The organism is Gardnerella coleohominis, assembly GCF_002896555.1.
GTDB lineage: Bacteria > Actinomycetota > Actinomycetes > Actinomycetales > Bifidobacteriaceae > Bifidobacterium > Bifidobacterium vaginale_F.
The window spans coordinates 110,417-123,752 of sequence record NZ_MNLH01000002.1; the positions used below are offsets into that span (position 1 = coordinate 110,417).

Consider the following 13,336-nt stretch of genomic DNA (forward strand, 5'->3'; position numbering starts at 1 on the left):
TATTGTTTTATAATCCTTAAACCTCCTAAAACTGGCAAATGGTTTAAATATGTAAGTTTGTGAGATTTAGTGTAAGCAAGTGGCGCGTGCTGGAGTGTCACGTGCTGGAGTGTGGTGTGCAGAGTTTAGTATTGGCTTAGAACAAATCAGTTGCTGATTTTCGCATATTTACGCTGTCTACTTGTTGCTTTTCCTAGTGCTTTTACTTTATTTTCTGCAATTAGCTTACGCAAATGTCGTCTAATTGTTTCTGGAGACTTTTTAGTTAGTTCAGCTAATTCTGGAGTTGTTATTGTAGAGTCAGTAGGTATAAGCGCTAGTAAAATATCGTCATTTAATAGATTCCTTTTGCTATCCTCTTGTGCGCGTTCTTCTTGAGTGTAATTTTCCAACGTTTGTTTAGTATTAGCGAGTTCCTCAACATAGTTTTTGTTAGAATCCATTATCTCAGAGCGGTTTGTGTAATCTACGTAATTTACATAATTTATGTTGCTGGGAAGTTTTGCTTTTGCGCGCTGCAAAATCACGCTAAAAGAGCCAAGATTAGATATAAATTGTGGTTTTGGTAGTGACCATGCTTGCATTTCGTTAATCATAAACGCAATTCCACTACCTTGACCTTCAACTGGGCCTGCTCCAATTCTATTTGCTTCAATTGGAGTGTATTGTGCCAATTGCATAAGCGCAGAGTTTCTGCACTTTGATTCGCCGTCATCAATGTTGTCAAGCGTTTTTCCTCCCCATAATCCTCCAGGATTTGTTATAACAACCCTGTTGTGGAAAATGTCAACGCTTACAGGCTGACCTTGAAAATATTCGTGGTATTCTCTGTGAATTACTGCATTAGCTATGGCTTCGCGTAGAACTTCGCGCGGAATCTCCGATTCTTCTATGCGTTCGACGCCGTTAATAAATGTGCTAACTCGAAGATTTTTAATAACCGCGTTTACTGCATCCTCAATCATTTCTGATATTGCTCCGCTGCATTCTTCGCGGTCTATAAAGCGCTGTACTCCAGTCGAAGATTTTTCTGTTCCAGCGTGAGCTGTTACGTCAATAAATAATCGCGGGAAAAATTGCTGTGGATAATTTCCAAGAGTTAAAAGTCCTGCCATTCGTACGCGCCCTTGCTTATCTGTAATATTAAGACGCGTAAGTTTTTCATCTTCTGTTGTAGTTCCGCGCAAAGCTTTGGAGTTCGCTCGCTTTGTTATAAGGTTTTCGACTAAGTCCTTATTTAAATCAGATTTTGTAGCTTCTTTAACGATTGATAAATCTATATCGCTTGGGCGTAGCGCGTTTTCTATTTCGTAAACTTCGTCATTCGACATGCGAATGTCTTTATCATCAACGCGTTTGTAGCTTCCGCCTTTACTTCCTTTAGCTGTAATATAGCATGGCTTTTTGTCGGCAAGGTTCTCGTAGATTTTTATTGCTAGAATTTGAGAATTATCGTCTACGATTACTCTCTCTAAGTCATATCTTGGGGGATATGTTAGCCGTGCTCCGTTTACGCCGCCGTCGCCTATTCCTTCAATAAATTGGTCGCGAACTTTGTTAATATCAAAGTTTTTTGTTGGAGAAAAATTATTGCCTTCATCTAGTCCGAGTAGTAGTGTGCCGCCATTTGTGTTAGCGAATGCGCTTACTGTTTCCCACACGCTTACGCTGAGCTTTGCATCACAGCTTTTTGCCTCATAATTGGAGTCATCTGTTTTTTGCATGCGCAATCGCTCTATGGCGTCTTTGATTTGTTCGTTTACGATTGCCATTGCTTGCTCCTTGGTTAACTGTGATTAGGCGTGGAAGTTTTTTTGAATAATTATTTTGCTGATATTTTGTTGTTAGGTTTGTTTTCTCTATCACAATGTCACTGTTATTTTATCACGGTCGTGACTGTGATAAAAGTGTTGTGACTGTCATTTTTCTCGTTTGTGACAGTGATTTTTGTATGTATGACTGTCATTTTTTCGATTTTGACAGTCATCTACTATATTTTGACAGTGATCTTGGGTATTTTGACCGAGATGCGTAGACTTATGACAGTCATTTTGACTTCTGTGACTGTGATATTCACATTTATGACTGTGATGCAGATGCTCTGCGTAAATCAGATATTTTGTTACATAACCAAAACTACCCAAAACTGGCAAATGGTGTTATAGAAGATTTCGGCTATTGCGGGAACGCTTGAGATTTAGCAGATTATAAAGGGTTAATAAACACAACAAGAGCCAGAAACATGTTACTGAATCTGGCTCTTGCTTATCGTTTATTAGTTACTTGCGATTAATTCGCACCGCGAGGCTTGCGCGTGTGAGTGTGAATTAAGTAAGCCTGACTGTCTACTAGCGGACGACCTTCCTTATCGCGAGAATGCAAGGTATACGTGCCGTCGCCATCCATCCACCACGAGACCGTAGAATCAGCCATTTGCAAATCAATATACTGAATCAAAGCTTCAACTTGATCCGGTGCGCTTATACGAACCAGTGTTTCAACGCGTCGGTCAAGATTGCGGTGCATTAAATCAGCCGAACCAATCCAAACTTCTGGACCACTTGCAGGCCCGTCACCAATTTGCGGTCCGCAAGAATTAGCAAACGCATAAATGCGGCTGTGTTCAAGGAATCTGCCAAGTACTGAACGAACGCGAATATTGTCGCTCAATCCTTCAATGCCAGGTTTCAGTGAGCAAATTCCGCGCTCAACAATATCAATCTTCACTCCAGCTTGAGATGCTCGATACAATGCGTCAATAGTCTGTTCATCAACAACAGAATTAACCTTAATCTTAATCCAAGCTTCCTTACCTGCAAGAGCTGCAGCTTCCTCACGACGAATGCGAGCAATAATGCCAGTTCGAACTGTGCGAGGAGCTACGAGCAAACGGTGGAAGCTTGACTTTGGAGCGTAACCAGAAAGCTGATTAAATAGGCGAGTCAAATCCTGGCCGACTACAGGATCGCAAGTAAGCAATCCCAAATCTGTGTAAAGGCGAGCAGTCTTAGGATTGTAATTACCAGTGCCAACGTGGCAGTAGCGGCGTAATCCTTCGGCTTCCTGACGAACCACAAGAGAAAGCTTGCAGTGAGTCTTTAAACCGACAATGCCGTACACAACGTGAACGCCGGCGCGCTCAAGCTTACGAGCCCAAGCAATATTTGCGTCCTCATCAAATCGCGCCTTAATCTCAACAAGCGCAAGTACCTGCTTGCCAGCGTGGGCTGCGTCAACAAGAGCGTCAATAATTGGCGAATTGCTAGACGTGCGATACAAAGTTTGCTTAATTGCAAGCACTTTTGGATCTGCAGCTGCTTGAGCGAGGAATGCCTGTACAGAAGTAGAGAACGAATCGTAAGGATGATGCAGCAAAATATCATGTTCACGAATCGAAGCGAAAATATCCTGCGCGTGGCTAGTTTCAACTTCTGCAATCTGACGGTTAGTAGTAGGAATAAACGGACGATACTTCAAATCTGGGCGATCAAGCGCCTGCAATTCAAACAGTACCGTCATGTCAAGCGGCGAAGGCAAGCGATAGACTTCCTCAGGGCTTACTCGCAACTGATTAGCAAGAAGCTGCGAAAGGAATGGGCTAGCTTCGTCGGAAATTTCCAAACGAATTGGCGGTCCGAAACGACGACGAAGAAGCTCCTTCTCCATGGCGTTCAGCAGGTTCTCTGCATCGTCTTCCTCAACGTCAATATCCTCGTTACGCGTAACGCGGAATGAGCGAGCTTCCTTAATAATCATGCCTGGGAAAAGCGATTCCAAGTGAGCTGCAATCAGCTTTTCCATAGTGATGAAGCCGTAACGCTCTTCGCGGCCTTCTTCATCTGTTAAATCGTCAACTGGTACAAGACGATTCAAATTATCTGGAATTTTTACGCGAGCAAAATGCGATTTTCCAGAATTTGGATTTTCTACGATAACCGCCAAGTTAATAGACTTGCCTGAAATATATGGGAACGGGTGTGCTGGATCTACTGCAAGAGGAGTAAGGACTGGGAATACTTGCTTTTTATAGTAATCTGAAAGTCTTTCCTGCTCTGACTTTGTCAGCTTATCCCAGCTGAGCATAACTATGCGCTGTTTTGCAAGCTCCGGCAGAATGTGCTCAATAACATAGTGAGCGTGCTCGTCTTGGCGACGATGCGTAACTTCGCTTATAGCTCGCAATTGCTGACGAGGACTTAATCCGCTTGCTGCAGTTACCGCTATACCGGAATCAATTCGGCGCTTTAAACCTGCGACTCGAACCATAAAGAATTCGTCGAGGTTTGAGGCAAAAATAGCAGCAAAATTAGCGCGTTCAAGAAGTGGTAAATCAGTATTTTGCGCTAGCTCAAGCACGCGACGATTAAACTTCAACCAGCTTAGTTCGCGGTCGAAGAAACGATCTTTTGGCAACGGTAGCTCACCCTCACGAGCTTCACGTTTTTCTGCCTTTTCGTCTTCGGCGATATGCTCTGCAATTTGACCACGCAGAATCGCCTTTGAGGGAGCGTCAAAAATCTGTACCATAATCCGTAATTGTATGCGTTAGAAGGGATGTATGCGAATGAGTGTCGCCTTTAATTAAGCGAATAAAGCACACATTTGACTCGTGCAACACGCCGGTATTTATGTGATGTGAACGTAAGTGAACAAGAGTGCTATTTTATATGAACAAAATGCTTCAATAAAAGTGTTTTTATGAATGAAAGTTAACAGTTGCGACAATAATCTAACAAATTGAATTTTATTGGTTTTTGTTCTTGCCAAAGCAAGTTATTTTAAGCATAATAATAAGTACAAGAACAAATAAAAAGAGCGGTAGACCCACAAAGGTGTATGGATAAAATATCCGTGAACGTTGAACGGAACATGAGACTTTAACCGTTGCAACGATGTTGTTGTGAAGATGAGACCGCTGATATTGTTTTTGTGAATGAGAGGCTCGCCGAAATGGCGGGCCTCTTTTGATGTGAGGGCGATTTTGCTGCTCGTGCAGACTGTCGCGCGCATAAGGGAAACTATCAAAGAATAATTGTTGGAATTCATTTTCTTAGCTTCTTTGAAAATGAGGATGTATTGTGTTCCATGCTGTGCTAATCGCAATTGCGAGTTGCTAATTTATTGACGCGTGATTACGTGTGCGGAGTTTGAAACAGGTAAGAAGGATCGAAGGACCATGCAATATTCGTTTATGACGAAGTTGGCTGCAGAATTTATTGGCACTGCTATTCTTATGATTTTTGGAAACGGTGCTGTTGCAAATGTTGAATTAAAAAATACTAAAGGACACCATGCTGGTTGGTTAAATATTGCCATGGGCTACGGTTTTGGCGTGATGTTCCCAGTGCTAATGTTCGGAGGAATTTCCGAAGCGCATATCAATCCTGCTATGACGATTGCGCAAGCTGCAAATGGAATGTTTGAGTGGCAAAACGTTGCGCCTTATATTGTAGCTCAGCTTTTGGGTGCGTTGGTTGGACAGCTTATTGTGTACGTAACGTATTTGCCGCACTACAACGAAACTGAGGAGCCTGGAGCTATTCTTGGCACTTTCTGCACTACGGACGCTTATAACAACAAGCTTAATTACTTCCTTAACGAATTCTTCGGCACGCTTGTGCTTGTTTTGGCAGCTCTTTGTTGCCTTAAGTCTCCATGGGGTGAGAAGAATTTGGCCGGTGCTTCAATCGTTGTTGGCTTCGTTGTTTGGGGTTTGGTGACTTCTATGGGCGGCCCAACTGGTCCTGCTTTGAATCCTGCGCGTGATCTTATGCCGCGTTTGCTTCACGCAATTTTGCCAATTCCACACAAGGGATCTTCTCGCTGGGGTGAAGCGTGGATCCCAGTTGTTGCTCCTACTGCTGGTGCAATCTTGGGCGTGCTTATGTACAAGTCGTTATTTGCATAAAGTAGTTGCCTTTAAATGTGATTGATTGCGGTTGATTGCGGTTGATTGCGATTGATTGCGGTTGTAAGAAGCGCGTAATGCTAGTATGAATGCGTTACGCGCTTTTGTTTTGCTTTTTTACTTATTAAGAAAGACGAAATCATGTTTTCTAAGTCAACTATTGCAATTGGTCGTTTTGCGCCGACTCCTTCCGGGCGTATGCATATTGGCAATATGGTAGCAATGTTGGCTGCTTGGCTTTCTGCAAAATCGCAGGGTGGCCACATGCTTTTGCGTTTGGAAGATCTTGATATTGCTCGCATGCCGAAGGATGCTAGCGCGCGAGTTATTGACGACTTGCATTGGGCTGGGCTTGATTGGGTTGGTGAGCCAACTTATCAGCATGAGCGCACTGCAATCTACCAGGAAGCTCTTGAATCGCTAGAATCTTTGCAAGATGCTGACGGAAATTCGTTAATCTACCCTTGTTTTTGCTCGCGTTCCGATATTCGCGCAATTGCAGCTCCGCAAGAAGGCGACGGTTTTATACGCTACCCGGGTACGTGCAGAAATCTTCGCAAAAACGCGCAAGGTTTGGCGCAAATTGAAAAGTGTTTGCAAAATAATCAGCAACATTCTTTGCGACTTGCGGTACCGCCTGCTGATTTGAGTCAAGCGAATGTGAGTTTTGAAGACGCGATTTTTGGGGAGCAATCTTTTAATATTGATCGCGATTTGGGAGATATGGTGATTCGCCGCGCAGATGGCGTTTTTTCTTACCAGCTTGCGGTTGTTGTTGACGACGTTTTGAGCGGAGTAAATGATATTGTGCGCGGACGTGATTTGCTTCGTTCGGCGGCGCTTCAAATTTGGATTGGTGAGCTGCTTGAAAAATCGGGATTTTTTGCGGCTCATGGTGTGCATTACGTGCGTACGCAATTTGCGCACTTGCCACTAATTGATAACGCACAAGGCGAGCGACTTGCCAAAAGTAAGCACTCGCTAGACGTTGGTGCGCTTCGTGAATCTGGCTGGAGTGCAGAGCACATGATTGGCTATTGCATGTATCTTTTGGGATACAAAAAGCCTGGTAAAAATCAGCCTGTAGATATGAGTGCCGACGATGCGCTTGCGTTGTTTGAAAGCGACGAAACGCCGTGGGATTCTGTTCGTGCAAACCTAGCCGACAAATCCGTGCCCTTCCTCGACTAAACTATGTATTTAGAATGATAGATTGGGGGCAATAAATGGCATATATGACGCAAAAAGATTTAGCGAATACTGAGGTCGATTGTGTTCGTGCGCGTCAAATTGCCGACGGCGTACACAGCGTGCAAGATGCCATTGCTCAAGTCGAATCGCATTATGGTCGCAAAGCTGGATCTGTTACACTACTTGCTGCAACTAAAACGCGCGATGTTGGCGAAATCATGGCAGCGCTTCGTGCCGGAGTGAGAGTAATTGGGGAAAATCGTCCGCAAGAAATAGTTGCAAAAGCCGAAATTTTACGTGCGGAAGCTGCTCGCGAGAATTTAAGCGTTGGTGTAAACGGCGAAATTCCGCTCTACTTAATCGGTCAGCTGCAAAGCAATAAAATAAACAAAGTTTTACCACTTGCAAATGGTATTCAGTCGGTTGACGGAATTGATCTTGCGCAAAAAATATCTGCTCGTGCGCAAAATTTGGGACTTTGCACAGACGTTATGTTGGAAGTGAACGTTTCGGGAGAAGCTGCAAAATCTGGATGCGCGCCAGAACGTGCGATTGACGAAGCACTCGCTATATCTAGCTTGCCGGCGCTTAATTTGCACGGATTTATGACGCTTGGAGCGCGAGTGGATGATGAAAAAATAGTAAGAAGAGGTTTTGCAAAGTTGAGAGAAATTAGAGATTGTGTAAGTGAACAACTCGCGCAAGATCATGATGGAAACTCTGCAAAATTAGAGCTTTCGATGGGAATGTCCGGCGATTTTGCGTGGGCGATTGCCGAAGGTTCAACAATGGTCCGAATCGGTTCGGCAATCTTTGGCCCGCGCGCATTTGTGTAGTATTAAGTTTTGTCTAGCTTCTGATTCTTATTTTTTACTTTTATTGCTGTTACGCGTGCATAATCACATTACGCAGAGACCCAATGCCATCTACGTGTACAATCGCTTCATCTCCAGCGCGTAAAGTTCCGGCTGGGTACGGAGTTCCTGTCAAAATCACATCTCCTGGAAGAAGTGTTGAGAAGCTTGAAATTGCAGCGATTTGCTCTGGGATACTGTGAATAAGTCGAGCTGTAGTGCCGTCAGCTTCCGGAACATTTTCGCCATTAAGCGTAAATGAAATATGTGCATCGCGCCAATTTAGCTCGGTTGTAATCCATGGGCCTAGTGGGCAAGAAGTGTCAAATCCTTTTGCGCGAGCCCACATTGGGTCACTTCCTGCGCAATCACGCAAAGTCACGTCATTTACGCAAGTAAAGCCAAGAACGTAGTTCATTGCGGTATCTACCGTCACATTTTTGGCGATTTTGCCCATGACGACAGCCACTTCTGGCTCGAAATTCATGTCGTTTGAGAAAGCAGGAATAACAATCGGATCGTCTGGACCGACTACAGAAGTACTTGGCTTTGTAAAAATAACCATATCTGCAGCAGTATGCGAAGTTGCCGCAGGAGAAGCGTCGCGCTCTTCAGCAGAACGCGCATCGTAGTTTTTTGCCAATCCGTAGACTTTTGAAGGAATTACCGGTGCAAGCAGGCGCACACCATCTGCGTCTAGCTTGTAGCGCTTGCCGGTTGGTTTAACTCCTTGAGGGCTTAATGGGTGGCCTTCCAGTGCTACTAAATAATCCTTGCCGTCTGTTTCGTCTTTTTGAACAAACGCGTATTGAGGAACTTCATTATAGGAAAAACGTGCAATTCTCATATTTTTAAGATTACGACATATTTGATACTTATTAATTTCTTGACTTTTATTTGAGACTTTAAATCTTTTAGATTTGATTTGGTAATTAACAAGTTCACGGCAGATAAGTTGCAAGCGGAAGGTGCATAAGGAAACGCCACAGATATCTTGAAAACAAAACTTGAGTGTAGTAGACTCAAGTTTTAGAAATTGACAGAATGTGATTTGAGTGCAATTGCAAAAAATTGCATAAGAATCACCTAAATCCGCTAGATAAGCGGTGCAAATAGGGGGTAGATATGGAACAAAAGTTTACAACCTTAGCGCAAGACGCATTAAGTGATGCTGTAGAAAGTGCAGCGGCAGCTGGCAATGCGCAAGTTGATACGTTACATTTGGCAGATGCATTACTTCGTCAAGAGCAGGGCGTGGTACGCGCGCTTATTGCGCAAACGGGGGCAGATGCGCAACAAATCGGTGCTGAAATTCGTAACGCATTAGTGGCATTGCCTTCATCTACTGGCTCTACTACGACTAAGCCAGATGCAAGTCGTCAGCTTTTGGCTGCGCTAAGCCAGGCAGAAAAAGAAATGCGCGCAATGGGAGACGAATACGTTTCCACTGAACATATGCTTGTTGGCATGGTTGCGAGTGCGCCGAATGCTGTTGCGGATATTTTCAAAAAGTACAATGTTAGCGCGAAGTCTCTGCGTGAAGCCGTACCAAAAGTACGCGGAGGCGCGAAAGTGACAAGTCCGGACGCGGAAGGCAACTACAAAGCTCTCGAAAAGTATTCTGTTGATATGACTGCGCGCGCTCGCGAAGGAAAGCTTGACCCTGTAATTGGTCGCGATCAGGAGATTCGTCGTGTAATTCAGATTCTTTCTCGCCGCACGAAGAACAATCCTGTGCTAATTGGCGAGCCGGGCGTTGGCAAAACGGCAGTTGTAGAAGGATTGGCTCAGCGAATCGTTGCAGGAGATGTGCCTACGACTTTGCAAAACAAGCGTCTTATCAGTCTCGATTTGGCTTCGATGGTTGCAGGTTCGAAGTATCGCGGCGAGTTCGAGGAACGCTTAAAGGCAGTGTTGAAGGAAATTCAACAATCAGACGGTCAAATTATTACGTTTATTGACGAAATTCACACTGTTGTTGGCGCTGGATCTGCAGAAGGTTCAATGGATGCTGGCAATATGCTTAAGCCAATGCTTGCGCGCGGTGAGCTGCGCTTGGTCGGCGCAACTACGCTTAACGAGTATCGCGAGCATATTGAAAAGGATTCGGCGCTTGAACGCAGATTCCAGCAAGTGTTTGTTGGCGAGCCATCTGTTGAAGATACGGTGACGATTTTGCGCGGACTTAAGCAACGTTACGAAGCACATCACAAGGTGACTATTAGTGACGATGCAATCGTAGCTGCAGCAACGCTTTCAAACCGCTATATTACCGGTCGTCAGCTTCCAGATAAGGCGATTGATTTGGTGGATGAAGCGGCAGCTCACTTGCGTATGGAGCTTGATTCTCAGCCAGAAGAGATCGACGAATTGCAGCGCAAAGTTACGCGTCTTGAAATGGAAGAAATGCAATTAAAGAAAGCGGAAGATGCTGCTGCTAAAGAACGCTTAGAAAAGTTGCAAGAAGAATTAGCAAACTCGCGCGAAAAGCTTACTGGATTGAAAGCACGTTGGGATGCGGAAAAGGCTGGTCACAACAAGGTTGGTGATTTGCGAGCGCAACTCGATGCTAAGCGCGTAGAAGCCGACAAATTCACGCGTGAAGGCAATTTGGAGCAAGCAAGCCGTATTTTGTATGGCGAAATCCCAAGCATTCAAAAAGCTTTGGAAGAAGCGGAGTCCGAGGCTGCTAACGCTAAGAGTGAAGCGAAAGAGCCGATGGTTCCAGACCAGGTTGATGCTGATTCTATTGCAGGAGTTGTTAGCGAATGGACTGGCATTCCTGTTGGTCGCTTGATGCAAGGCGAAAATGAGAAACTGCTAAACATGGAAAAGGAGCTTTCTAAGCGCGTTGTTGGCCAAAGCGAAGCAATTCAGGCTATAGCGGATGCTGTGCGCAGAAGCCGTGCTGGAATTGCAGACCCGAATCGCCCGACTGGTTCGTTCCTATTCTTGGGTCCTACTGGCGTTGGTAAGACGGAGCTTGCTAAGGCTCTTGCCGACTTCTTGTTTGACGACGAGCGTGCAATGGTTCGCATTGATATGAGCGAGTACATGGAAAAGGCTTCCGTTTCGCGTCTAATCGGTGCTGCTCCTGGTTACATTGGCTACGAGGAAGGCGGTCAGCTTACTGAAGCTGTGCGTAGGCGTCCGTATTCTGTAGTGCTTTTTGACGAAGTTGAGAAGGCGCATCCAGAAGTATTCGACGTTTTGTTGCAGGTTTTGGATGATGGTCGTTTGACTGACGGCCAGGGTAGAACGGTTGATTTTACGAATACGATTTTGATTATGACATCAAACTTGGGTTCGCAATTCCTTGTGCAAGAGGGCTTGGACGATGCTGCTAAACGCAAGGCTGTTATGAATGCTGTTCATGCTGAGTTTAAGCCAGAGTTCATTAACCGTTTGGATGAGCTTGTTATGTTCCATCCGTTGAGCCGCGAAGAGCTTGGTGGAATTGTGGATATTCAAGTTCGTCAAGTGGCTGCACGCTTGAGTGACCGCCGCATTATCTTGGATGTGAGTGACTCTGCTCGCGCTTGTCTTGCGGAGCATGGCTACGATCCAGTTTATGGTGCTCGTCCGTTGCGCAGATTGGTTCAAACAGAAATTGGCGACCAGCTTGCGCGATTGCTGCTTTCTGGAAAGGTGCATGATGGCGCTCGCGTAGTTGCGGATTGTGAGAATACTAGCGACCATGTGACCCTAAAGATTGCGTAGTGCCTGCATTCTTTAATGTAGTCAAATAAAACAAAGCGTGCTGTTTATTGGATTATTCCCCAGTAGACAGCGCGCTATTTTTTTATCTAAATAAAAAATATTTGTAGAATGAACTTGAAATAAAAAGGTGGAATTCCCCCTTAATTTTTCGAGTTACTGCTGATAATTGGCATTATCGAATATGCGTATCTTTTAAAATTTTAATTGGTTTTTGTAAAAATCTATTTTTTTTTATATGAATTATTATAAAATACGTGTACGCATTCAAGGCTGAATACGTTATGAAGCAGATTGAAAATGGAGATACGAATATGTTCGCAAAGGAAGGATTTGCAATAGTTGCGCGTTCTACTATTGTTTATGCTATGCCAATGTCAGCTTATGCTCAGATGAGTGGTTCTGTAGTTGGAATAGACAGAGAAAATATACGAAGTTGTAGGTAAGTAGTCTAGTTATTAAGTGGTGAGATATGCAAGAATCATATACGGGCTCAGGTGTGCAACTTGTTAATGTGAATTTTTCGTATGGGAAAAAACAAATTTTGCATAATCTTTCTATAGATTTATCTTTTGGCATATGTGGTCTTTTGGGGCCAAATGGTGCTGGGAAAACTACTCTGCTTAACGTTATAGCGACTATTTATGCTCCCTCTAGTGGAAAACTTTTTGTTCATGGCTTTGACGTAACTGATCGTGCGGAAATGGCTAAAGCTCGGTCAAATATTGGTTATTTGCCACAATCATTTGAACTTATGAATGCATCAAGTGTGTTAAAAAATGTTCAATATGCCGCATGGGCGCGAGGTTTATCGTGGAGCGCTGCGTATCAAGCTGCTTGGAATGCTCTCAAACAGGTTGGCTTGGAAAAACAAGCACATCGCATCGTTGCTAAAATATCAGGAGGTCAGCGTCAGCGTGCTGGTATTGCTTGTGTGATTGCTAGCCAGCCTGCAGTACTAATACTTGACGAGCCTACTGTTGGTTTAGATCCTGAGCAGCGTATTGATATTCGTAATTTTCTTAAGTCTTATTCGCAAAAGCATACTGTTATTGTCAGTACACATTTAGTAGAAGATTTAGCAGTAATTGCGGATCGGGTTATAGTTCTTAATGAAGGAATTATATTGCTTGATGGGAAAATGGATAATCTTCTTCAATATGCTAATCGTGAAGATCTTATGGTAACTCCATGGGAATCAGGGTATAGGCATTTGCTATCTAAATTTCATAAAAATTAGTAATAGCAGTAACTAGATATGTATAGTTTCTTATTTCGTTAATGTGGTAGCAAATAGGGATGTGATTAAATATGCGTCAATATTCTAACTTTTTAACTGAATTCAGATTTTTTACGAAAAGTCATAAGAAATGCACAATTATTTCACGTATTATGTACCCATTATCTCTAATAAGCAGTTGTATTTTTAGCTTATTTTTGATTGCATATCCTATTTTTTTGGGTGTGGCAAATTTTTTAGCGCATAATAATAATTATGCGCTTTGGTTAAGAATTGATGTCACGTGGATGCATTGTTTGTCTGATATTGTTGCTTGCATTTTTGGCGCATGGTGTTCATGTAAAGCTTGCTCGCCTAGATGTTTGGTTAATCCTGCGTGGTGTGCAGGAAAATCAGCCAGTCGTTACGCTATTCCTATACTAAAAG

Annotated in this window: 9 protein-coding genes; 6 read left to right on the forward strand and 3 right to left on the reverse strand. The window is 43.7% G+C overall.

Annotated elements, in window-relative coordinates; all coding sequences use genetic code 11:
- Window positions 1-146 precede the first annotated feature (146 nt).
- Both BFS05_RS02240 and BFS05_RS02245 read right to left on the reverse strand, forming a co-directional pair.
- Entirely contained in the window at window positions 147-1,772 is a 1,626-nt protein-coding gene (locus tag BFS05_RS02240) for an ATP-binding protein (RefSeq protein WP_103084420.1), read from the reverse strand.
- 517 nt (window positions 1,773-2,289) lie between these two features.
- Window positions 2,290-4,527, reverse strand: coding sequence for an RNA degradosome polyphosphate kinase (locus tag BFS05_RS02245; RefSeq protein ID WP_103084421.1), 2,238 nt, complete (start codon window positions 4,525-4,527; stop codon window positions 2,290-2,292).
- A 649-nt stretch (window positions 4,528-5,176) separates the two neighbouring features.
- Between BFS05_RS02245 and BFS05_RS02255 the strand changes: the two genes are divergently transcribed.
- From BFS05_RS02255 to BFS05_RS02265, 3 genes are all read left to right on the forward strand, one after another.
- On the forward strand, window positions 5,177-5,908 hold the full coding sequence (locus tag BFS05_RS02255; RefSeq protein WP_103084423.1) for an MIP/aquaporin family protein: 732 nt from the start codon (window positions 5,177-5,179) through the stop codon (window positions 5,906-5,908).
- Between the two features lie 141 nt (window positions 5,909-6,049).
- Window positions 6,050-7,099: a glutamyl-Q tRNA(Asp) synthetase gene (locus BFS05_RS02260; RefSeq protein WP_103084424.1), complete on the forward strand. Its 1,050-nt coding sequence runs from the start codon at window positions 6,050-6,052 to the stop codon at window positions 7,097-7,099.
- 35 nt (window positions 7,100-7,134) lie between these two features.
- Entirely contained in the window at window positions 7,135-7,935 is an 801-nt protein-coding gene (locus tag BFS05_RS02265) for a YggS family pyridoxal phosphate-dependent enzyme (RefSeq protein WP_103084425.1), read from the forward strand.
- A gap of 49 nt (window positions 7,936-7,984) precedes the next feature.
- On the opposite strand, the gene BFS05_RS02270 is transcribed toward BFS05_RS02265, so the two are convergent.
- Window positions 7,985-8,800, reverse strand: coding sequence for a fumarylacetoacetate hydrolase family protein (locus tag BFS05_RS02270; RefSeq protein ID WP_103084426.1), 816 nt, complete (start codon window positions 8,798-8,800; stop codon window positions 7,985-7,987).
- Between the two features lie 278 nt (window positions 8,801-9,078).
- On the opposite strand from BFS05_RS02270, the gene clpB reads away from it, so the two are divergent.
- From clpB to BFS05_RS02285, 3 genes are all read left to right on the forward strand, one after another.
- Complete coding sequence (gene clpB, locus BFS05_RS02275; RefSeq protein ID WP_103084427.1) at window positions 9,079-11,673, forward strand: ATP-dependent chaperone ClpB; 2,595 nt, start codon at window positions 9,079-9,081, stop codon at window positions 11,671-11,673.
- A gap of 281 nt (window positions 11,674-11,954) precedes the next feature.
- On the forward strand, window positions 11,955-12,116 hold the full coding sequence (locus BFS05_RS02280) for a hypothetical protein (RefSeq protein ID WP_019260604.1): 162 nt from the start codon (window positions 11,955-11,957) through the stop codon (window positions 12,114-12,116).
- A 26-nt stretch (window positions 12,117-12,142) separates the two neighbouring features.
- Complete coding sequence (locus BFS05_RS02285; RefSeq protein WP_103084429.1) at window positions 12,143-12,910, forward strand: ABC transporter ATP-binding protein; 768 nt, start codon at window positions 12,143-12,145, stop codon at window positions 12,908-12,910.
- Window positions 12,911-13,336 lie beyond the last annotated feature (426 nt).

What these genes read in the sequence shown, in the direction of transcription:
- BFS05_RS02255 (WP_103084423.1), top strand. Translation starts at nt 5,177, where the DNA reads ATGCAATATTCGTTTATGACGAAGTTGGCTGCAGAATTTATTGGCACT.
- BFS05_RS02245 (WP_103084421.1), bottom strand. Translation starts at nt 4,527, where the DNA reads ATGGTACAGATTTTTGACGCTCCCTCAAAGGCGATTCTGCGTGGTCAA.
- BFS05_RS02285 (WP_103084429.1), top strand. Translation starts at nt 12,143, where the DNA reads ATGCAAGAATCATATACGGGCTCAGGTGTGCAACTTGTTAATGTGAAT.
- BFS05_RS02280 (WP_019260604.1), top strand. Translation starts at nt 11,955, where the DNA reads ATGAAGCAGATTGAAAATGGAGATACGAATATGTTCGCAAAGGAAGGA.
- BFS05_RS02240 (WP_103084420.1), bottom strand. Translation starts at nt 1,772, where the DNA reads ATGGCAATCGTAAACGAACAAATCAAAGACGCCATAGAGCGATTGCGC.
- BFS05_RS02270 (WP_103084426.1), bottom strand. Translation starts at nt 8,800, where the DNA reads ATGAGAATTGCACGTTTTTCCTATAATGAAGTTCCTCAATACGCGTTT.
- BFS05_RS02260 (WP_103084424.1), top strand. Translation starts at nt 6,050, where the DNA reads ATGTTTTCTAAGTCAACTATTGCAATTGGTCGTTTTGCGCCGACTCCT.
- BFS05_RS02265 (WP_103084425.1), top strand. Translation starts at nt 7,135, where the DNA reads ATGGCATATATGACGCAAAAAGATTTAGCGAATACTGAGGTCGATTGT.
- clpB (WP_103084427.1), top strand. Translation starts at nt 9,079, where the DNA reads ATGGAACAAAAGTTTACAACCTTAGCGCAAGACGCATTAAGTGATGCT.